The 19,883-nt window shown below is 56.0% G+C and carries 23 protein-coding genes and 1 tRNA gene; 5 read left to right on the forward strand and 19 right to left on the reverse strand.

The annotated features are described in order from the left end of the window. Positions 1-7 precede the first annotated feature (7 nt). The 11 genes from FYC48_RS08180 to FYC48_RS27660 all read right to left on the reverse strand — a co-directional run bounded on the left by FYC48_RS08180 (position 8) and on the right by FYC48_RS27660 (position 5,680). Positions 8-280 (reverse strand): hypothetical protein, encoded by a 273-nt coding sequence (locus tag FYC48_RS08180; protein ID WP_149496225.1) that lies wholly within the window; start codon positions 278-280, stop codon positions 8-10. Then, entirely contained in the window at positions 277-1,047 is a 771-nt protein-coding gene (locus tag FYC48_RS08185) for a 5'-3' exonuclease (protein WP_149496226.1), read from the reverse strand. The genes FYC48_RS08180 and FYC48_RS08185 overlap by 4 nt, the downstream gene beginning before the upstream one ends. Continuing rightward, positions 1,044-1,538: a GNAT family N-acetyltransferase gene (locus FYC48_RS08190; RefSeq protein ID WP_149496227.1), complete on the reverse strand. Its 495-nt coding sequence runs from the start codon at positions 1,536-1,538 to the stop codon at positions 1,044-1,046. The genes FYC48_RS08185 and FYC48_RS08190 overlap by 4 nt, the downstream gene beginning before the upstream one ends. Before the next feature lie 45 nt (positions 1,539-1,583). Beyond that, positions 1,584-1,820 carry a hypothetical protein gene (locus FYC48_RS08195; protein WP_149496228.1) on the reverse strand — a complete coding sequence of 79 codons (237 nt, stop codon included), beginning with the start codon at positions 1,818-1,820 and terminating at the stop codon, positions 1,584-1,586. A gap of 31 nt (positions 1,821-1,851) precedes the next feature. Next, positions 1,852-2,298, reverse strand: a complete 447-nt coding sequence (locus FYC48_RS08200; protein ID WP_149496229.1) for a type II toxin-antitoxin system HicB family antitoxin — start codon at positions 2,296-2,298, stop codon at positions 1,852-1,854. Next, positions 2,298-2,579, reverse strand: a complete 282-nt coding sequence (locus FYC48_RS08205) for a hypothetical protein (RefSeq protein ID WP_149496230.1) — start codon at positions 2,577-2,579, stop codon at positions 2,298-2,300. The genes FYC48_RS08200 and FYC48_RS08205 overlap by 1 nt, the downstream gene beginning before the upstream one ends. Before the next feature lie 2 nt (positions 2,580-2,581). Continuing rightward, positions 2,582-2,842 (reverse strand): hypothetical protein, encoded by a 261-nt coding sequence (locus FYC48_RS27655; protein ID WP_160149394.1) that lies wholly within the window; start codon positions 2,840-2,842, stop codon positions 2,582-2,584. Beyond that, positions 2,839-3,030: a hypothetical protein gene (locus tag FYC48_RS08210; RefSeq protein ID WP_149496231.1), complete on the reverse strand. Its 192-nt coding sequence runs from the start codon at positions 3,028-3,030 to the stop codon at positions 2,839-2,841. The genes FYC48_RS27655 and FYC48_RS08210 overlap by 4 nt, the downstream gene beginning before the upstream one ends. A gap of 37 nt (positions 3,031-3,067) precedes the next feature. Next, entirely contained in the window at positions 3,068-4,606 is a 1,539-nt protein-coding gene (locus tag FYC48_RS08215; RefSeq protein WP_149496232.1) for a site-specific integrase, read from the reverse strand. A 373-nt stretch (positions 4,607-4,979) separates the two neighbouring features. Continuing rightward, a complete protein-coding gene (locus tag FYC48_RS08220; protein WP_149496233.1) occupies positions 4,980-5,450 on the reverse strand; it encodes a hypothetical protein in 471 nt (156 codons plus the stop codon). Continuing rightward, on the reverse strand, positions 5,447-5,680 hold the full coding sequence (locus FYC48_RS27660; RefSeq protein WP_160149395.1) for a helix-turn-helix domain-containing protein: 234 nt from the start codon (positions 5,678-5,680) through the stop codon (positions 5,447-5,449). The genes FYC48_RS08220 and FYC48_RS27660 overlap by 4 nt, the downstream gene beginning before the upstream one ends. A gap of 58 nt (positions 5,681-5,738) precedes the next feature. Here FYC48_RS27660 and FYC48_RS08225 point away from each other — a divergent pair, with 58 nt between their 5' ends. Continuing rightward, complete coding sequence (locus tag FYC48_RS08225; RefSeq protein WP_149496234.1) at positions 5,739-6,314, forward strand: hypothetical protein; 576 nt, start codon at positions 5,739-5,741, stop codon at positions 6,312-6,314. Between the two features lie 254 nt (positions 6,315-6,568). Here FYC48_RS08225 and FYC48_RS08230 read toward each other — a convergent pair. Continuing rightward, positions 6,569-6,653 (reverse strand) — tRNA-Leu (locus tag FYC48_RS08230). Between the two features lie 471 nt (positions 6,654-7,124). On the opposite strand from FYC48_RS08230, the gene FYC48_RS08235 reads away from it, so the two are divergent. The 3 genes from FYC48_RS08235 (at position 7,125) to FYC48_RS08245 (ending at position 11,658) form a co-directional block, all read left to right on the forward strand. Next, a complete protein-coding gene (locus FYC48_RS08235) occupies positions 7,125-9,398 on the forward strand; it encodes a serine/threonine-protein kinase (protein ID WP_149496235.1) in 2,274 nt (757 codons plus the stop codon). 350 nt (positions 9,399-9,748) lie between these two features. Then, positions 9,749-11,104 carry a glycosyltransferase family 4 protein gene (locus FYC48_RS08240; RefSeq protein WP_160149396.1) on the forward strand — a complete coding sequence of 452 codons (1,356 nt, stop codon included), beginning with the start codon at positions 9,749-9,751 and terminating at the stop codon, positions 11,102-11,104. Continuing rightward, positions 11,104-11,658, forward strand: a complete 555-nt coding sequence (locus FYC48_RS08245; RefSeq protein ID WP_149496237.1) for a methyltransferase domain-containing protein — start codon at positions 11,104-11,106, stop codon at positions 11,656-11,658. Before FYC48_RS08240 ends, FYC48_RS08245 begins: the two co-directional genes overlap by 1 nt. A gap of 53 nt (positions 11,659-11,711) precedes the next feature. Here the strand turns inward: FYC48_RS08245 and FYC48_RS08250 are convergent, their stop codons facing one another. The 6 genes from FYC48_RS08250 to rpsL all read right to left on the reverse strand — a co-directional run bounded on the left by FYC48_RS08250 (position 11,712) and on the right by rpsL (position 17,762). After that, the gene (locus tag FYC48_RS08250) at positions 11,712-12,446 is read right to left on the reverse strand and encodes a hypothetical protein (protein WP_149496238.1); all 735 of its coding nucleotides are present in this window, start codon (positions 12,444-12,446) and stop codon (positions 11,712-11,714) included. A gap of 223 nt (positions 12,447-12,669) precedes the next feature. Further along, complete coding sequence (locus FYC48_RS08255) at positions 12,670-13,362, reverse strand: LuxR C-terminal-related transcriptional regulator (RefSeq protein WP_149496239.1); 693 nt, start codon at positions 13,360-13,362, stop codon at positions 12,670-12,672. Positions 13,363-13,542: 180 nt separating this feature from the next. Then, complete coding sequence (locus FYC48_RS08260) at positions 13,543-14,145, reverse strand: DUF456 domain-containing protein (RefSeq protein ID WP_149496240.1); 603 nt, start codon at positions 14,143-14,145, stop codon at positions 13,543-13,545. Between the two features lie 378 nt (positions 14,146-14,523). Next, positions 14,524-16,617: an elongation factor G gene (gene fusA, locus FYC48_RS08265; RefSeq protein ID WP_149496241.1), complete on the reverse strand. Its 2,094-nt coding sequence runs from the start codon at positions 16,615-16,617 to the stop codon at positions 14,524-14,526. A 185-nt stretch (positions 16,618-16,802) separates the two neighbouring features. Next, entirely contained in the window at positions 16,803-17,279 is a 477-nt protein-coding gene (gene rpsG / locus FYC48_RS08270) for a 30S ribosomal protein S7 (protein ID WP_149496242.1), read from the reverse strand. A 117-nt stretch (positions 17,280-17,396) separates the two neighbouring features. After that, positions 17,397-17,762: a 30S ribosomal protein S12 gene (gene rpsL, locus FYC48_RS08275; RefSeq protein ID WP_149496243.1), complete on the reverse strand. Its 366-nt coding sequence runs from the start codon at positions 17,760-17,762 to the stop codon at positions 17,397-17,399. A gap of 105 nt (positions 17,763-17,867) precedes the next feature. Between rpsL and tsaD the strand changes: the two genes are divergently transcribed. After that, positions 17,868-18,890, forward strand: a complete 1,023-nt coding sequence (gene tsaD, locus FYC48_RS08280; protein ID WP_149496244.1) for a tRNA (adenosine(37)-N6)-threonylcarbamoyltransferase complex transferase subunit TsaD — start codon at positions 17,868-17,870, stop codon at positions 18,888-18,890. A gap of 60 nt (positions 18,891-18,950) precedes the next feature. On the opposite strand, the gene FYC48_RS08285 is transcribed toward tsaD, so the two are convergent. Continuing rightward, positions 18,951-19,529 carry a class I SAM-dependent methyltransferase gene (locus FYC48_RS08285; protein WP_230776343.1) on the reverse strand — a complete coding sequence of 193 codons (579 nt, stop codon included), beginning with the start codon at positions 19,527-19,529 and terminating at the stop codon, positions 18,951-18,953. Between the last annotated feature and the right edge of the window lie 354 nt (positions 19,530-19,883).

Consider the following 19,883-nt stretch of genomic DNA (forward strand, 5'->3'; position numbering starts at 1 on the left):
CGCCATGCTAGAACAGCATTCCGGCCGGTGCGTCGTTTGCGTCGGTCGCTAGATCGGTTCGATTCTGTTTTGGCAGATACCGATCCATGACCGACATGAGGTCTTTGTCGTTTTCGATGAAGACAGGCTTGTCGGCCCCATCAATGGCGATGCTGATTTTCCAAGGCGTTGACGCCTTGACGCTACAAGGTGGAACGAATCGGCCTACGGCGATGACGTCGACACCGACACAACTGTTGTGGATGTGTGCCGCAAGCCGGACACATTGATCAAAGGTCATGTTGCGGGCTCCCATCCGTCGGGCAGTGGTACGTCGTTGCGAAGATGGATCAGTTGACGCGTGCGATCGAGTCCGCCTGATTTTTTCCATCCCGATAGCCGGGCTCGATGGCGATCGCTGAGCCCGCCGCGAAAGGGGCTGCGAAAATGGTTGTCGATCGAGCCAGCCGAGACGAGTAGTTGACGAGCGGTTTTTTCGCCGATGCCATCACATCCCGACACGTTGTCGACCGAATCACCGACGAGGGTGAGATAGTCAGACCATTGGTGAGGATGAAGGGATTGGTCGGCGTGCAGATCACTGGCGTTGTACCAGGTGACACCGGTTTTGACGCTGACGTCGCGGATGATGATGACGCGGCCTTCGATCAGAAGTTGGAACAGATCTTTGTCGCTGCTGCAGACGATGACTTGTCCATCGCTGGCTAAGGCCAGGTCGGTGACGGTGGCAATGCAGTCGTCGGCTTCGAATCCGTCGGCACTGAGGTTGTCCCACGCGTTTTCAATGGCTTGCTGCCGAATCCGGTTGATCAGTTCCGGTAAGCCGATCGGTTCATCGCGACGGCCGGCTTTGTAGTCGCCTGCAATTTGGTGGCGGAACGAGGGGCCGTCGGTGTCGTAGCACAGGACGACGCGGTGCGGCTGGGTGGCTTGCTCGCATACCTCTGCCCAGCGAAAGAACATTCGCAGGGAACGTTCGCCCGGGCCGCAGGCGTAGAGCAATCGATAGGCCCAATTGCTAACGTCGATGATCAACCAACGATTCACGATTGTCCCTCCGGTTTAAGGCGAAACCAGTAGGCGGTTTCGCCGCCTGGGTAGGCTCGATGTTCAAGCCCGAAGTAAACGAAGCCAATCGATTTGAGGAACAGATGCGCGTCGAGTCGGTCTTCGCGGCATCGGCATTTGACTTGGCCGATCCGCGCAAAGATTCGTTGGGCAAAGAGTGTGTCGAGCATTTCCCGTGCGATGCCGTGTCGACGATGGCTCTTGGTGACGGCGATCGATCGCAAACGGACGTAGTCATTGTCGGCGTCATAGATCATGAATCCAACGACGCGATCCCCTTCAATCGCTACCCAAATGTGGGCAACGTCGATCATGACTAGCCAATCAAGCGATTGCGGTTGCCAGTCCGGAAAGCACTCGGCGGCGATGTCAACGAGGTCCGGTATCTGGGATGCAACGACGGGCCAGACTTGAACCGATGGCGAGCGCCGATGCTTGTCGCGGGCGTGGTCGCGTTTTTCAGTGATCATGACGCTGGATCCTCTTTGGGGTTGCCAGGGGGAAGCGGGCCGAAGTTAGGCGGTCTGTGTCAAACGGCGATGCGATAGCCAGCCGTCGACGTAGCCGGTTGCGATGTATCGAAGGAACGATTCACATTCTGGAAGGACGATGGCGTGAAATCGGTTCCCATGCCCATCGTGATACGGACCGATGGTGAGGCGAAGCTGGTATCGCTTGGGATGGTCGGCGCTGCGGAATTGATCGGCTTCCTCTTGCGATAGTCCAAAAGCGTCGAGCGGTACGTCTTTCATGATTGAGTTGCGAGGTAGCGAGTAACCGCGGCTAACGCCGTTCGGCTGATGGATCGGACGAGGAAGCCCGGCAACGGCGTCCCAGACGCTTGCCGCCGCTTGGAATGTGTTCGGGCAGGGCCGGTTCAAGGAGTTTGCTGATCGCGAGCCGGTTCAAGCTGATTTCCAACGCATCAGATTCACGGGCCAATCGATGGTGCATCGATTCTGGCAGCCGAATCGTGAGGATGCGTTGCGGTTCGACGGCGGAAGCCTTTGACCGGTCGATTGCCCGAAGGTGGGCCAGTTGTTCCAGGACGTTGCCGTTTTCGTCGCTGCGTTCAAATAATCCGCGGGCGGCGGGATCGGGGAACAGCCGATCGATCAATTCGCCGATCGCGTAGACCTGGCGATAGGCGGCGACCCATCGCATGTTTTGCCCGATCATGTCGACAGCTTGATCGCGTGCCGAGGCGAAGCTGATTGGCACTTGGTTCATCAGATGGTTTCCTGACCGAGTGGCTGTGATGTGATCTTTGGAATTGATTCACGACGGAACTGCTGTTCGGTCATGATGGGACGCGAAGGCGATGCGACGTGGCATTCGATATCGTTGGCGTTCTGGACATAGACGTGTTCGGTTTCGTCGCCAACGCCGAGCACTTCAAAACGCAGTTCGCAACAGCCAACGCAAGCACGCTGGATCGCTTGCAGCTTGGTCAGCGGGCCGGCGATGGTGGTGTAGCCGATTTGCAGGATGTATCGCTTGCGTTTCGCCATGGCTAATTCTTTTTCTCTCTGATCCAACCAATGAATTTGCCGCACGTTCGGCAAAGGTAGTACTCGCCATCGTCACACACGACTCGTTTCCAACGCTCATGTTTCATCGCACAGTTGTCATCACACGTGGGATAACCGAGCAGGGTCGATAATGAAACGCCGAGGGCGTGGCACAATCGCCAAGCTTGAATCCAATCGCTTGCACGGTCCGGATCGTAGGCTTTGGATCGCGATCGACTTTCGACGTACGGTTTGCCGCTCATCGACCGGACTTTTGCAGGCTGCGGGATAGCTGGGTTTCGACGGTCATGTTGGAACCGGAGCACGTCGTCTTGAACTTTCGCCAATCCGGATGGACGCTGAACCAGGGGGACGCACCGGTCGATCGACCGTCTTGACGCGGATCGATGACACGGACTCGCTTGCCACAAACGGGACAGTTCTTTCGCATCGCTGATGCTCCTTCGTATCGGGATCGAAACTGAAAATCAAAACAGGAACGGTTGCCGTGGCCGGTCGCTGGGCGATCGCTGGAAGCACTCGGGGACTTCAAGCAACGGGGCGGCTTCGATTAGGTCGCGTTCGCGTTGCATGTAGTTGCGTTCGTTGACATCGCGGGCGGCGTGACCAAGGACCCATTTGCCAAGGTCCGGGTCGCCGATCTTGCTGCCGGCTCGACCCCAGCGGTTGGTTGCGGTCGATCGCAGGTGTTTGCGTTTGACGTGTGACAGGCCGGCTTGGTCGACGATGCGATCCCATTGGCGACGGAAGGGGCGTTGCAGGCTGCTATCCCAGGTGAAGAGTTGGCCGTGCGATGAAAGGCATGCGTCGATGTGTGATCGCAGACAGGGAGCCAGGGGAACGATCAATCGGCCTTTGTGACGACGAGTCTTTTCCGGTGTGAAGACCAACCATCCGGATTCGCATCGCCTGGTGGATCGTTTGAGCGGGCTTTCGGGGAAGAGCCGAAAATCGCCGGTGGTCATGGTGGCGCTGTCTTCGACGCGTGCACCGACGCAAACGCATAGCACGATGTAGGTTCGCCATTGCAAGGAGGCGTTTGCATCGGGCCAGGTGGCGACGTCGCAGGCATCGTACAGTCGAGCGAGCTCTTTGTCGGTCAGATCGACCGGTTCACCGCCATCGTCGTCGGCCTGGGCGAGCTCAGCAATGGGGTCCATGGTGGGGACGAATTCGAGCAGTCCGACGCCTTTGTTGTTGCCCTTTTCACGGGGACCGAGTCGACGAAGGATGGCCCGGATTTTCTTCCATTGCTTCTCGGCGGTGCTGATGGCCATGCGCCGAGTGGGCTTGGCTGATTCACACGTTGGATCAGACGCCGGGGAAATCTCCGCCGTAAGCCATCGCCCGAATTGGTTCAGGTGATCGTCCCGAATTTGTGAAACTGCGTCGATTGGGACGGATAGGGGCACGGTCTCGGGTGCGCGAGTACTAGCAGTACTCGCGCACCCGGCGATGAACGCTTCCCAGTGGGCGATCGCGTTGGTGTAGTCGGATGTGGTCGATTTCGCCCTTCGGCTTTTCAGCCCCGGTGCCAGGTAGGTCGTGTACGCCTGGCGCAGGGTTAGGTCGGGGCATTCGTTTTCGGCGTCCTGCCGATGATCGTGGTCGTCCATGATGACGCGCAATTCCATCGCATTGTCCTTGGGATCACGATCATCGTTTTGGGGTGCATCATCAAGCGGCACGGGATCCAGGATGGAGGGTCCGACGTCGCCGATCGGTGGCAAGGCGGGGGCCGGTATCGGCCGGAGGTCACGCGGGTCGGTGGTTTCCAGCGGTCGACGGATCGCGGTGATACGTTGATCGCGGGTTTGTGAACCGGGTCCGGTGTGATGAACGGGTAGGTGCATCAGGCGCCGGATCGTGCGTTGTGCGTGATCCTGGGCCGGTGCGACCGGGGCCAGATTGGCCAGAAGAGTCCAAAAGACGAGGCCCAGGCTGCGATTTGCCAGGGCTGTGATCGTGGTCGATCGGCCTGGGTTGGCCGAGTCATGATCGATCATACCACACCTCCGTTGCAGGTCTTTCGCTGCGGAAGCGGGGCGGCCGGGGGCCGATGCGTCTGGGAGGGCAGACGCGCGTCAGCGGGGACGAAGGAAGGAAATCCCGTGCTGACACGCAACGCACCACGCATCGAGCCCCAGGCCACACACCGGTGCAGCGAGGAAGGCAGACGATGGTGGAATCGCCCGCCGAGTTGGCCCTGGCAGTGTGATTGGGTCAATCACACTGCCCCATGGTGTCAACCGGTCGGGATTGGCCTAGCAAGTGACGCGCTAGTGATGAACGGGTACCTCCCCCGAAGGTCAACGCGGGGGATTCTTGCAAAGTACAAAACTATGTGCAATACGGCAAAGTACAAAATTTTGTACTTTGTTACGCGGGTTTTTTGAGGGCGATTTGGCGGAGGCTCTCAGCAATGACACCGAACGCTGCGATGAAAAGCGAGGATAGAAACCCGGCAATATAGAGATCAATTTTCATCGAGTTGAATTGGCGTAGGATCAATTCCTCGTCTGTTTGATGACTTTCAGCGAGCAATCCATCGGCAACGTGGACCAGAATTCCAACGAGAAAGATCCCCGCAAAAACAAAGCCGACCCAGAAGAGAATGAAGCCGACGCTTTTCGCAGGTAAGCGATCTAGAAAGTTTCGTTTGGCTGATAGCGAAGACGCCTTCTTGCGTGTTGATCGCGGAACCGGTGAAGCTTCTGACGGTGCCGGCTTTCGCTCAGTCACCCAGAGTTTTGAATCCGAAGTGAGCTTGCAGTTTCGGCACTTCAAACTGCCGGGAGTTGTCGAAGTAACTTCTGAAACGGCACCACATTCCGGACATGTCTTTTTCATTTATCCACGATGATCCAGGTCTTTCCACACGCCTCCAAAAGGCGAATGCATTTTTCTAGGGTTGGTGAGCTTGGGTAATCGCCAGTCTTCAAAAGTTGGACAAGGTTGCGATGCACACCTGCCCGCTTGGCAAAGTCGCCGACGGTCTCACCCGACTCTTCTAGGTGGTCGATGATGATGTCACGGAGTTCGTCAAGTTGGCTTTTAGAGACTGTAGTTGGCACGATCATGCCCCCAGCTTAAAAAGAGGTACTGAACACGTCCACTGGAAAGGGGGGACATCCCGAAATGAAAAAGTTGTTAGGGCAACTCTTCGTCGGCTTGGCTGGTTCGCCAAAGCGAGATCCCAAGTACACGACAGCGATGATTTGGTCCCAGCAGATAAATGGTCCTTCGCGCGATGAAGAAGGGCTCGCACAGCTTTCAAAGGAGCTTTTTGAGTACGGTAGAAGCGTTCTCGATATGGAGATCGACACACTGAACAAGAATCGAGAAGCGGCGCGCGGCTTGATGCAATTCAATGCATATCTATGCGCTGCCGTCTTTGCCGCTTTCAAGGTTGGCGATCGGTCAGCAGATGGTTTTGCGATCGGCGCCGTAGTGTGCTGGATCCTTGCGATCGCTTTACTTGCAATCGCATTCAAGCGACAGCGGATTCCATTCATGCCATCTGTTGATGGCCCATACGACTTGTTGACCGACTCTGAAGACAGGAGGTTGCACGCGTATCTGACGCCTGCTCTGCACACCGCGATTGTTGAACTAGAGATCATTATCAATCGCCAGTCTTCAGTTGTTAACGCGTCACTACTGATCACAGCAATCGGCCTCGGCTCAGTGCTAGGATCGATTGTCTTTGCGTAGCGACTCCTGGACCTTATCAACGATCTGATCGATGAGTCGGTCACCGCCAGTGTTTTCACTGGCATTTACATTCCGCGTTGTTGGAGGCGGTTTATCAAAAGGACTGCTTGGCTTCGAACTACCTTTCGGGGTGTTCTTGTTTCCATCTGCAGACCCTGACATACGCTCCTCCAATAGTGGCTGGATGTGTAGCTTGCGTCTGAATAGCGAGGGACTATCCTTTGGACCGGTCAACTCAAGTTGACTATCTGCGATGCGGCCGAGAGGACTCGAACCTCCACGGGATTAACTCCCACTAGGCCCTCAACCTAGCGCGTCTGCCAGTTCCGCCACGGCCGCGTGGTGACTGGAGCGAGAAGTTTCCGAGAAACTTGCTCGCTCGTCAACCTCTCTCCACTTCGTTTGCGCAAATCGGCTTTCTTTTGACGCAGCAGAATCATTTCATCCGGCAAAATACGCGATTGCGATTGATCAGATGAGCCCCGTCATGTCCTTTTTGCCAGGGATCTGTGGGAGTCGGCTTCCGATCGAACTCGACTCCGAGGGAAAGTTCACCTTCGGTCGCCGCTCGGAGAGGCGTCGCCGTTCGGTTTGTTTTTGACGGCGCGAGAGACCGATCCGCCGGTCTGCGCCAACGAGTTTCTCTAGGGAGAGTACAATGCCCCCCATTGAACGCCTTCCTGAGGTAGTGGGCTCGGTTTCTGTGGATATGTTCACGGTGGCAATCGGGCGTTTGAAGCGGCCGCCGTTGGGTGGAAAAAGACAGGCCGCGGATTGATTTGGTTCAACACCACGTTGAGTTCTTAAACGATGAATAACTCACGGGATCTTTCTGGCTCGGATGACCAGAGCCGGGACGACGCGACGACAGGGAATCAACGGCAGGAGGCTCAAGACGATTCGAGCAAGCAGTTCTTTTTCGACGCGGACAAGCCTGTCTTGGGGGATGCAAACGCGATTGATGCGACACTGCAAACCAAGGCTCACGAGACGGTTAGTCCAGACCAGCAACGACGTTTACCGGTAACGCTTGAGCCGACGACGCGCCACGATTCACTAGGGCGACTGGGGCACTACGAAGTCCTGAATATTATCGGCCGAGGTGGTATGGGCGTCGTCGCGCGTGCTTTCGATGAGCAATTGCATCGGAATGTGGCGATTAAGGTGATGTCGGATCGCCTGATGACCAGTGAACGCGCCCGGAAGCGTTTTTTGCGTGAAGCGCGTGCGGCGGCAAGCGTGAATCATCCCAACGTGGTGACCATTCATGCGGTCGCTCAGAAAGATGGTATCCCGTATCTCGTCATGGAGTTTGTCGACGGACAATCGCTCTTAGAGCGAATTAATAACGATGCCCCGATGTGCTACGAAGACGTTTTACGGATCGGTGCACAAATTGCATCCGGGTTAGCGGCAGCCCATCGGCATGGGATCATTCACCGTGATGTCAAACCGGGCAACGTGATGTTGGAAGACGGCATCGAACGCGTCAAGTTGTCTGATTTCGGGTTGGCTCGATTGCTTGTCGAAAACTCTGACCTGACCAGTATGGGCGATATGGTGGGGACACCTTCTTACATGTCACCGGAGCAAGTCGATGGAGAAGAATTGACCGAGGCAAGCGACCTCTTTAGCCTGGGCTGTGTTTTGTATGCGATGTTTCGTGGGCGAAGTCCGTTTCAGGCAGGGTCGACGTATGCTAGTGCGGCGCGCGTTCGAGGTTTCGAGCCTCCGCCCGTGTCGTCATTTGTCGAAGGCATCCCACCGGAATTTGATCAGCTGATGTCAACGCTGTTCAGCAAACATGCCAAAGGGCGACCGAAGACGGCCAAGCAGGTTGCCGACCTCTTGTTGCAATGGTCCGCGCAGTCGCATCAACAGCGGATGCCCAGTCATCGACTCTATCCACTTCGCCCGCGACCTTGGTACCGCTTGGATTTCAGCTCAGATACGACTCTGAAATGGATAGCCGCAGTCCTGTTGCTCTGCAGTGGATCGTTAATTTTCGCCGCGATCTGGCTTGCAAATCGCCCCGAAATCACCGCCGACCAAGTCGCCGAAACGACTGAGCCGACGGCAACCGAAGTCTTAGCCGATGGGATTATCGATGTCGGGGCGGCCGATGGTGAGGTGGCTACTTTTCAAGAAGCGGTCGGGTTTCTATCACCGAATACGCTGATACGGTTTTCAGGTGAGCGACACTTCGGGCCGTTCGAGTTGTTCGATCCGGTCAATCACGCGGGCGTGACCTTTCAAGGCAAGAAAGGCACTGTTTTGGTTGGCCCGGCAGGGGAACCCGTGGTGCGGATTTCTGGTGTCCCGGACGTCAAGTTACGGGGAATAGAGGTCCGGGCAAGCGGGATGCAAATCGCCATGCGAGTTTCGGGGCAATGTCCGGGGCTCTCGCTCAAGAAGATGCACTTTGTTTCAAATAATCCTGCGGCGCACCGGGTTGAGTTGGTTCGGTTTGATTTCGGTGCATCTGGAACGAAAGCGTCACCGATTGTGATCGAAGAATGCCAGTTCGACTCCGGCGCGGTCGGATTAGTCATCGGATCGCATGACGCTACCGAATCGCCGGTTCGTCATCTGCACGTGCATCACAATCATCTCCATGGTGAGTCGCTGCAGTATGGTATTCCGTTGGTCATCCAAGGACAGGTACGTTCTGTATTAGTCGAACGCAACTGGCTGTCACGTGGCAAGGGTGGGATGAGTTTTCTGTTTCCTGTCTCACGCGCCGCCGAACATGTCGTCGTTCGGTACAACACTATCTCGCAGGTCGACGTCGGCTTGTACTTGAATGGCTCGGAATTAGATCAGGATTTTCGGTTCGATGATAATCTCATCGTCGATGCGTCGGCGCTGCATACTGTCAATCGGCCGATCTCGGAATATTTTCAGTGGTTCGCGGAAAATCAATGGATCAAGACAACTTCTCTCGCGACTCCAGAAATCAGTCAGTGTTTTTATGTCGAATCATCCGACGTCGTCAAATCTCTTGATCCGAATGCGTCAGAGTATTTGGAACCGGCCAATCCCGATGCCAAAGTTATTGCGGGTTTTTACGCGAGATCTCGTTAAACTGTGCGTTCGATTCGAATACCGTTCCGGTCGAATTGCGTCTCCCAACGGACCGGTTTGATGTCGCAGACCATTTGACCTATTCGCGTTCGTTGATTCGATCACAATCGCACTCTTGATCATAGGTTGGAGAGGCTGGTGTCTTTCATCTGATGACGTGTGTGACTTAGCAGCTTGTTGATTTTCTATTGTCGCCTTTCGCTCCGCGAAAGCAGCGTCCCACAACGAAAACTTTGCAGAGCATAAGGCGACATCGGGAGAGGCCAAACCTGAAATTTAACAGACCCTTAGAGCGTTTATTGATTCTGTTGTAATGTGATGCTATCCGTCTAACCAAAGTGATGAACACGATGACTCGGAAAACGAATGACCAAGACGGTCATGAAGAATCTTCGAATCCAACTCAACCGAAGTCCAATTCGATTGATGACGTAGCAGAGGAGGCAACACAGACCACTGATCATGTCGACGCCCCGCGTTCGATGTACAGTCCGCGTTCGATGTACAGTCCGCGTTCGATGTACAACCCCCGTTCGATGTACAGCCCCCGTACGAATGAGTATTCAGCTCAAGCGTCCTCGGTGTCGCGATCTTCTCTTTTAACCTCGGGAACGACTCAGGATCCGTTGCCTTTTTTAGAGTGGTCAATTGGGCGTCCGCTTCGAATCGCTCATTTGAATGCCGCGTTAATACCGGCGGGGATCGAATACTGGCTGGCTTCGTTGGCACGCTATGCCGACCCGGAGCGGTTGCAGTTTCTACGAAGTGTGATTGTGACCGATTGGGTTGACCCACGGCAGGTTTCACGAATGGGAATGCCGATCGAAGTGGGGGGCCGAGAGAGTGTGATGCAAGCGGCTCGAGACTGTGACATCTTGTTTGTTTCCGACCCGGGGCAAGTTTCACATGACGTTTGTCGCTGGTTACAGGAGTCCCCGCCTCCGATTTCAATCTTCATCGCCCACGGTGACGCCGAGTACACACGGGATCGGCTTTCGAAGATTGGACCTGTGATCGATCATATTATCGCGGTAACCGAGCATGTCCGCCGCGAGGTGTGCGACGGTTGGCCGGTCTCGGTAGTGCTCAACGGCGTAGACCCCCATCGTCTCGTGAAGACGCGTCCTCGGTCGGTCTCGCGCGACGCATTGGGTTTTTCACAGGACGACTTCGTGGTTGGATTTGTTGGCAGGTTGAGTGAAGAGAAGAATCCACAACTTGTGATCGATGCCGTCGCCCGTTTGCCTCGTCACTGTAAAGCTTTGTTGGTGGGCTATGGTGTGATGCGGGATTTCATTCTTGAGCACGGGATGAAGCTATTGCCCGGACGTTTCGTTCTCGCCGAAGGTGACGGAGATCTTGGAGACCTTTATTCAGCGATGGATGCTTTTGTAATGCCGTCTCGGTTTGAAGGTTATGGGTTGGTCGCGATGGAAGCGATGATGGCAGGGGTTCCGGTGGTCGGAACTCCGTATGGGATGGTATCGGATCTGATCGTCGACGGCGTCAATGGAATGGTCGTCGATCCAAATGCCGAATCGATTGCGGCGGCGATTGAAAAGCTGCAGCGATTTCCGCGGTTTCGCAGGGCGATGATCGAAGCCGGCCATGAACTCGCAGAGCGAGTCGGATATGCCAGCGATATGGCACGGAACTATGAGCAGTTGTTACAGAAGCTGTGGTTCGATCGTGGAGGTACGCGTTGATGCCAATCGGTAGCTATATGGCAATTCCTACGTTCGCGACGGAATTGATCCGCCAGAATCCGGGCACGGTTCTCGATCTGGGAATGGGGTTTGGGATGCTCGGCGTCGCGGTTCGGCAATGGCTTGACCTGGGGGTTCAGCCTTGGAGGACACATTTGGTCGGCGTCGAAATTTGGCCCGCATACCGAAATCCCGTCTGGGATCTTTACAACCTCATTTTCGTCCGTGACTTGCGTGAGCATTTGAATCTCGATCGCCAGCAGTACGCGATGGTACTGATCGGTGATGTGATCGAGCACTTTGAAGATGAAGTTGCGATAGAAGTCCTAGAACAAGCTCGCCGGTTGGTTTGTCCCAATGGATCATTGATGGTCATCACTCCAGACGATGCGATGGAGCAAGGTGCCGCTCACGGCAATCCGTATGAGCGGCATCGATCGGTTTGGACGTCAGATCGTTTTGTCGAACGAGGCTTTGAAATTTTGATCGATTCCAAGACGCCCCAATTGCCTCCGGCGACGCCGACAGTGGTTGCCAGGTGGACAAACGCATGAGCACTGGTAGCTAGCCAAGCGTGTGCCAGGCAAGTCATGCCTGCGCGAGGGTGCTAAGCCGGCGGCTTCTGCATGTCGTCTTCAGTGGCGGCGGGCGGTGCTTCTTCCGCTGAATCCCGTTTGACTCGCAGGATGAATCGATTGTCTTCGATACGGATGTCTTCGAACTTCCGCATGAATTCTGCGTTCTCGGGTTTCTTGTAGATTTCGTTGGCGAGATTTTCGCTGCGAAATCCTTGCATCACGGATTCGGGAACCGGGTCGCCATTGACTTCGGCTTGTTGCATCGTGACGATCAAAACGCCGCCTTCCATCGAAACGTCGAATGTTCCGGAACCATTGAAGTACCGCCCTTCACCCATGGGCATTCCGTCGAGCGGTAAGCTGACGTCGCCGTGAACCTGGTCGTCCTTGATCTCGACAAAGAATTTACCTTTCAGGTTCTCATCCGTTGCGATCCAGGCGTTGATATCGTCCGCGGTTAGCTCAAGATCCTCTTCGGGGGTTTCGCCAGCGTTCAACTTTTCGCGAAAGCTTTCGACGCGACTCTTTAGCGCCGCCATTTCTTCTTCGGTGTATTCGACCGTTTCAAGTTTTGCCGGCGTCGTCGACGTGTAGGTATCAACGGCCTTTGACGCGAGCATGTAGATACCGACGCCGGCGCAGAGAATTGCTCCAACGAACAGGCCGCCGGCAACCAAGCATCCGATCAGGCAACCTTTGTTGGTTCCGGAGGAATGCTCTTGTACGGGGGCATCGGTGAATTGTGGTTCGAAAGCGTTCGACATCGGATCCGTGCCTTGGACTGAGTGAATTCGGTTCCAAGTGAATCACGAGACTCTCGCCCATTGAACGCGCTGCCGTCAACAACCGACAACGGGGGGCATTACGTCGAACTCGTGAGACACCCGTCTCTCGGGCACGACTGGCGAACGATCGAGGCGCCGGTCGACCCGAGGCTTTCGTTTTACCGAATTCTTTGGCGTCGGGATACGCGTCTAGAAAGACCGCTCACGCGCTGCGGCTAAGTGGTCGGGCGGCGAGTTCGTTGACATTGACCGCGGTTCGCCAAGTCGATTGACCGGCGATCTGCAAAAAGGTTTTTAAGTGCGAAAGCTCTGAAAGTTGGCAAACCAGTTCGGCGGTGGAGTCGACACCATAGTGGTTCATGACCGAGGCACGTCGGCGGTCGACGGTTCGTTCTGAAACCTGTAGCTCTTCCGCGATCTCACGATTGAGCATACCGTTAACAATTCGTTCAGCGACCTGGTGTTCCTGATCGGAGAGACCGCGTTGAATCGATTGAAGCGTTTCCAGCCGCGATTTGAGCGTTTGGTACTGACGAACTTCGTCGGTCACATCGGAGAGAAGGTTGTGATAGCGATCGTCCTGTCCGCTTCCGATCGATCGGTTGCGGTAGACCGAAAAGACGCGTGACTCGCCGCTGGAGCTAAGCAAGCTCAGCAGCAGGTGGGTTGGCCGACGGTCGCTGGCAAACCGAAAGTAATCATTTGCCCTGCAGTCGGGTGAAAAGATCGTGTTGATCGGCCGCCCGACAAGTGTTTCGGGTGAGTAGCCGAGTACTTCGGTGATCGAATGGCTGACTTCGGTGATGTTCCCACTGAGGTCTTGTGAGATAAAGGCATGGGGGGCGACAAAATCGGTAAGTCGCGGTTGGTCTGGAGCAGCAGTCGAGTAAACCATGGCATTCCTCGGTCAACAGTCATTATGAGCCTGCTGGGTGGAGCAACGCTTAGGGCGGCGATCCGCCGTAGATTCTGGTAAAACTCTCATTTTTTTGGGAAATTTGATCGGCCGCCTATCTAGGGGGGCTGAGTTTAGTTGCGGCCGTGCGGTTTTGGTGTGTTTGTTGTGGTTGAAACACTACACACAAACCGCAACCACAACTGTGAGGACGATCAACAATCCGACACTGAACTTTCCGATCGTACCGAACAGTTTGCCCCAGAATGCTGCCTGCCCAACGTTCCAGTTATCTCGCCATGCTCGCCCGTCGGTCCATTCGCCGTACATCGCTCCGAAAGCCGCACCGAGTCCGCCAAAGATGATGGCAGCGAAGATTTGGCCGACCACAGGAATTGGAACGCCAACAATTCCACCGACGACCGCACCTACGATAGAACCAAAGATCGAATAGATCGTTGACTTGGTGCTCGCGCCGGCGTTCTTTGCACCGGCTGCTGAAGCGACAAACTCGATCACTTCGCCAACAAAAGCAATCGCAAAGGTGACTCCCAGTGTCATCAGCGAGATCGATAGTCGTCCGCTCTGCGGTCCCAACCAAGCATACAGACCTATCAAAAGCACGCAGATCCAGTTGCCAGGTAACGTGATCAAATTGGTCAGCCAGCTAAGAAAGCAAGCCAAGACCAAGCCTATCGCGAGCAAGTACAGTGATCCGCCGGAGAGTAGACTTACCCACTCGGTTGCGGCAAGGGGCAGCCAACTTGGTTCGTCGAGGTGCATAGCGAAGGTTTCAGCGGGCTTGGTTCGGGATCGGTTTTTGATTCGAGCGTTTTCGTCGGTTGAAGACTCGCACCCGTATTTTCAAACGGAACGAACCGTTAGTGCGGCACGCAGGCACGCAGACACTGCACCGCTTTTCTTCCTCGGTGTGGAACGCAGTGTGTCCGCGCCGGGCAACGTTGCAGATTGCCGAAAGAACCATTGTCCAAACATCGAACGTGATGCTGATCTGCCCAGCGATCGAGGCTTGCAGGCTGTGCTCGTCATCACATCCTTCAATCATTGATTTGCAATCCAATCACTGTACCTCAAAGATCCGCATCAAAGAGCAAATCGATCCTAACTCTAAGGTAGTGAAGGATGGCTCTAACCGGCCGCCTAATACTGGAACGCCTCGAGGTCTTCCTTGGGTGCTGGTTGATAGCCGAGTGGCTCCATGCTGCTGCCGGCGCGACCTTGGCTGAGGCTTCGTACGGCACTGGAGTAGCCGAACAGTTCTTTCAGTGGCGCGTTCGCCGTGATCACCGTCATCGCTCCGCGTGTTTCGGTGGCGGCGATTAAGGCGCGTCGCTGTTGGAGGTCACCTACTAGCTCGCCCATGTAATCTTCCGGCGTTGTGACTTCGACTTTCATCACAGGTTCGAGCAAGACCGGGCCGGCTTCGTTCATCGCTTTGTCGAACGCGTCACCGGCGGCAATTCGGAATGCGACTTCATCGCTTCCCTCTTCATGAACTTCGACGTCATAGGCTTCAATTTTGATCCCGGAAAGTGGGAAGCCCGCAAGGACTCCACCGCCGGCGGCCCGTTCGCGAAGTTCTTCAATCGCTGCGGTGCGAACGTCGTTGGGCAGCGGGCAGTCCGGCGGCAAGCGATCAAAAACGAGGGGGGCGGTGGAGGAGTCTTCGGTTGCTTCGACACGGATCTTCAGCCGGGCAAACATTTGCGACGCGCCCATCTGGCGATTGCAAACACCGGTCACGTCGGCTTTTCCGCCGATCGTTTCGCGGTAGTTCACGCGAGGCTTGTAAAACTTGACATTCAGTCCGAAGTCGCGAGTTAAGCGGTGCTGGATGACTTCGAGGTGCAATTCGCCCATCCCGCTGATCAATGTCTGTCCGAGTTCTTCATTCTCGACCGCTTTGAACGTCGGGTCTTGGCGGCGAAGCATGTCGAGTGTTTCGTCAAGCTTCTTTCGGTCGCCAGTGTTCTCGGGTTCAATCGCCATCGACAAAACTGTGTCGGCAAATTTAATGCTCGGCAGTTCGATCTGGTCTTTCGAGTCGCAAAGCGTGTCGCCGGTGATTGCAAAGCGAGGACCGATCACACAGCAGATATCGCCCGCGGTGATAGTCTCTACCTGGCCATCGCGTTCCTTTTTGGAGGCATGGATCTGCCAGAGTTGTGCGACGTTTTCTTTCTTGTCGCGGTTCGGGCAAAAGACTCGCGAGTTCTGTTTGAGTGCCCCGCTATAAATTCGTATCCAATAGTTGTCGCCGGTTTTGGCGGGCAAGATCTTGAAGACGAGCGCGCTGAATGGCTCACTGGGGTCCGGCTTTCGGAGCAGTGACTTTTCGGGCTTCTTCGGATCCACGCCTTCCACCGGTGGGCGGTCGATTGGGCTGGGTAGGTAATGCCCGACGGCCGTCATCAGGGGTTGGACGCCGATGCCATGTAGCGCCGACCCACAGAGGACGGGTTGAATCGTTTGTTCGATACAGCCTTTGCGCAATGCCGAGCGGATCAATTCGACCGGAATTTCTTGATCTTCCATCACCAGCGCCATCGCTTCTTCATCGATTTCGCAGACGGTTTCGAGTAATTGTTCGCGCCACAGCAGGGCGTCATCGATCAGTTCATCCGGAATGTCAGTCTCGGTGACCGACTTGCCTTCCGTTTCCGGGTCGAACTGCAAAGCTTTCATTTCCACCAAGTCGATGACACCTCGGAACGGGTCGTTCACATGGGCGGGGCCTTGGCCGACCGGCAGTTCCACCGCGACGGGCCGTCCGCCAAGCCTTGGTTCGATATCGCTAAAGACGGAATCAAAGTTTGCGCCTTCGCGGTCCATCTTGTTGATGAAAACGATCCGCGGCACGTTGTAGCGATCGGCCTGGCGCCACACCGTTTCGCTTTGTGCTTCGACGCCTTCGCGAGCAGAAAAGACGACGACGGCCCCATCGAGGACTCGCAAGCAGCGTTCGACTTCGGCGGTAAAGTCGACGTGACCAGGGGTGTCGAGCAGGTTGATGTTGTGATCGTTCCAGTGGAATTTCACGCACGCACTGAAGATCGTGATTCCGCGTTCTTGTTCCTCGGGATCGTCGTCAGTGTCGGTCGTTCCGTGGTCGACGCGGCCGACACGGTGCTTGGCCCCGCTGAGGAAAAGCATTCGTTCGGTGACGGTGGTCTTGCCGGCATCGATGTGGGCAATGATCCCGATGTTTCGCAGTTTGGTAATGTCAGCGGACATGGAGGTAGATCAGGGTGCGTGGTGAAAGTGAGCGGCGAACGTCAGCGAATTCCGGCAGGCGGCGGAACGGCGAGACCGAATGGATTGGATCAAAAAAACCGCGACGCCGGCAAGTGGATGCCGAGGTCGCGGTATTGAAAATTGTTAATGCTGTGTGTCGCGTGTGAATGTGATCGAAAGGTCGATCACCATGCGAAGTGCGAGAACGCCTTGTTGGCTTCGGCCATCCGGTGGGTGTTTTCGCGTTTGGTGTAGGCGACACCTTCTTTCTTGTAACCGGCCATTAGTTCGTCGGCGAGCTTGAGGTGCATCGGGCGACCTTTCTTGCTGCGAACGGCTTCGAGGATCCAGCGAATCGCGAGGCTCTGTTGGCGGGCGCGGTTGACCTGCATCGGAACTTGATAGCTGGCACCACCGACTCGCTTGCTGCGAACTTCGATGTAGGGTTTGATGTTTTCGAGGGCCTGCTCGAAGACTTCGATAGGTTCTTGGCCTTCGGCACCATCTCGCTTGGAGATTTCTTCGAGGGCGTCATAGAAAACTTTCTGTGCGACGGTTTTCTTGCCGTCCAGCATGAGGCAATTAATGAACTTGCTTGCCAGCAGCGAACCGTGTCGCGGGTCGCCTTTCATCTGCTTTCTACTTGCAGTGATCCGTCCCATATCAGATCTTTTCTATTTCGTATGCGTGTATCGGGTTGACTATCAAACAACGGGTGCGGCGTGACGATTCAACACTGCACCGGCGGACATGCGTTGCGGAGCGAACGCGGGTGGCGACTACTTCTTCGCCCCGTAACGGCTGCGTGAACGCTTGCGGCCTTCGACACCCAATGCGTCGCGGCTTCCGCGAACGACTTGGTAGCGAACACCGGGAAGGTCACGGATCCGTCCACCGCGGACAAGAACGATCGAGTGCTCTTGCAGGTTGTGGCCTTCACCCGGAATGTAAACGGTGACCTCTTTACCGTTGCTCAACTTGACCCGCGAAATCTTACGCAGAGCCGAGTTCGGCTTCTTGGGAGTCATCGTCCGGACTTGCAAACACACCCCTTGCTTTTGGGGGCACTTCTCCAGAACGGGCGACTTACTTTGTCTGCGTTTGGTTTTGCGTCGTTTTCGGACGAGTTGGTTGATCGTTGGCATGAGGTTAGATCGGTAGGTTTTCCGGACGTTTTCCGTGTTTCGAAGCGTGCAAGTATCGGGCCAATCCCGTTGGTGTCAAGGCCTGATTCAAGTTAAGCTCTCGGGATGCCAATTCTCACACTTGAATCGACTTGCGACGAAACCGCTGCGGCCGTGATTGCCGATGATGGAGCGGTTTTGGGGCAGTGTATCGCAACCCAGGAATCCTTGCACGAGCGTTTTGGGGGCGTTGTTCCCGAAGTTGCCGCGCGAGCCCATTTAGAGCGTTTGTTGCCGGTGATTGACACCGCGATCACGCAGGCCGGCGTGACGGCGGACGATTTAACGGCGATTGCGGTCGCCGATCGCCCGGGACTGGCCGGTTCCTTGTTGGTCGGCGTTGTCGCCGCCAAAACTTTGGCCGTAGCTTGGCAAAAACCGCTCGTTTCCATCAATCACCTGCACGCACATCTTTACGCTTGCCAAATGGCCAGCGGCCAGAGCGTGTATCCTGCGATCGGGCTGGTCGTCAGCGGTGGCCACACCAGCCTGTATCACTGCACCAGCCCACTCGATCTGGAATACCTCGGCGGCACCATCGATGACGCCGCGGGTGAGGCGTTCGATAAAGTCGGCGCGATGTTGGGGCTCGGGTTTCCCGGCGGGCCGGCGGTCAGTCGGCTTGCGGGCGAAGGGAATCCGAAGGCCCACGCCTACCCCCGCTCGATGATCGGTGAGTCGGGTTACCGCTTCAGCTTCAGCGGCCTCAAGACCGCCGTCCGGTACACCATCTCGCCGCCTCCGGCAAAAGAAGTCTCCGCCGATCACCTCGATCGGCAAGCGAAGGCGGATATCTGCGCTTCTTTTCAAGCCGCCGTGGTCGATGTCTTGGTCCGCAAAAGCGTGCGGGCAATCAAGCAATACCGGGCCGGCCACCTCATCGTCGGGGGTGGTGTTGCCGCAAACCCAGCCCTTCGCGACCGACTGAGGGAGGCCTCGGAAAAGCATGCGTTCCGGCTCGTCATCGCCCCTCCCGAACTGTGCACCGACAACGCCGCGATGGGGGCGATCGCACTCGAAAAGATTAAACGCGGCGAGTTCGCCGGCTTGGATCTCGATATCACCGCCGGGCTGCAACGCGGTTTTTAATTGTTGGTTTGCCTAGCGCTAGGGCATAAGTGGATGCCGGAGCTTATTTCGCTCAGCAGTCTATTTCGTACAGCGATAAACGAACGCGGGGGGCAGGTTCCGCCAAACCGTCTCCGATCGTCGCACGTCGGAGAAATTCTCTCGCAGTCGCTTAGAAAATCGTCTCCCGGCCGGCAAAATCACGCCCTGCCAGTATGCAAAGGTTGCGAATTTTGCATTGGGTGCCATGCGATTGAGGGTGACTGACATAATCTCCCGCTGCAGTGAATCGGGGAACGACGCCCATGGCAGCCCACACAAGACAGCGTCGACTTGGCCGATCCCAGCGGCATCGCAAATGGCGTCTAGGTTGGTCACGCTGTCTTCGATGACCGTTGCCGATGGGCATCGCCGACGCGTCAGTTCTGCCATGTCGTGACTGCGTTCGATCGCGACGAACTTGGCATCGGGGTGCAATTTCTTGACGATGGCCTCGGTGAACACGCCGGTTCCCGGGCCGAACTCCACGACGCCGCGCGCTTTTTGCCAATCGAATCCATGAGTCATCACGCGAACCAACCCGGGGCTGCTCGGAGCGATCGCGCCGACTTTGGTGGGGTTTTTAGCAAATTCCCTAAGGAAGGTGATCGATTCTCGCAATCGTCTTTCCGTTCGTGAGGCTTTGGGCCGTCGAGGCAGTGCGCCGGGGCAAAGTGAAACCAAGGTGTCAGCCGTAGGTGCTTCGTCGCCGATGCGGGGTCAGTTGTGAATTCGTTACGCTGCGGTCCCGCTGGTTCGTCTCTGCAGCATCGTCTTTTGTTCTGCAAAAGGTGCGTCGTGGGACGCTGTTTTCGCGTGGCAAGAGGCGACTTTGGCTAGAGATCTTCACGGCCTAAGCAGGCAAACACGAGTCTTTGGGGTTAAACATCTGGATAACACCTTCCCGCTTGCGGGAGGGTCGGACGAGCAAACGGCCGGGGAGGGTGCCCTCTCCGGGCCTGAAGGCCCGACTCT

The organism is Roseiconus lacunae, assembly GCF_008312935.1.
Lineage (GTDB): Bacteria > Planctomycetota > Planctomycetia > Pirellulales > Pirellulaceae > Stieleria > Stieleria lacunae.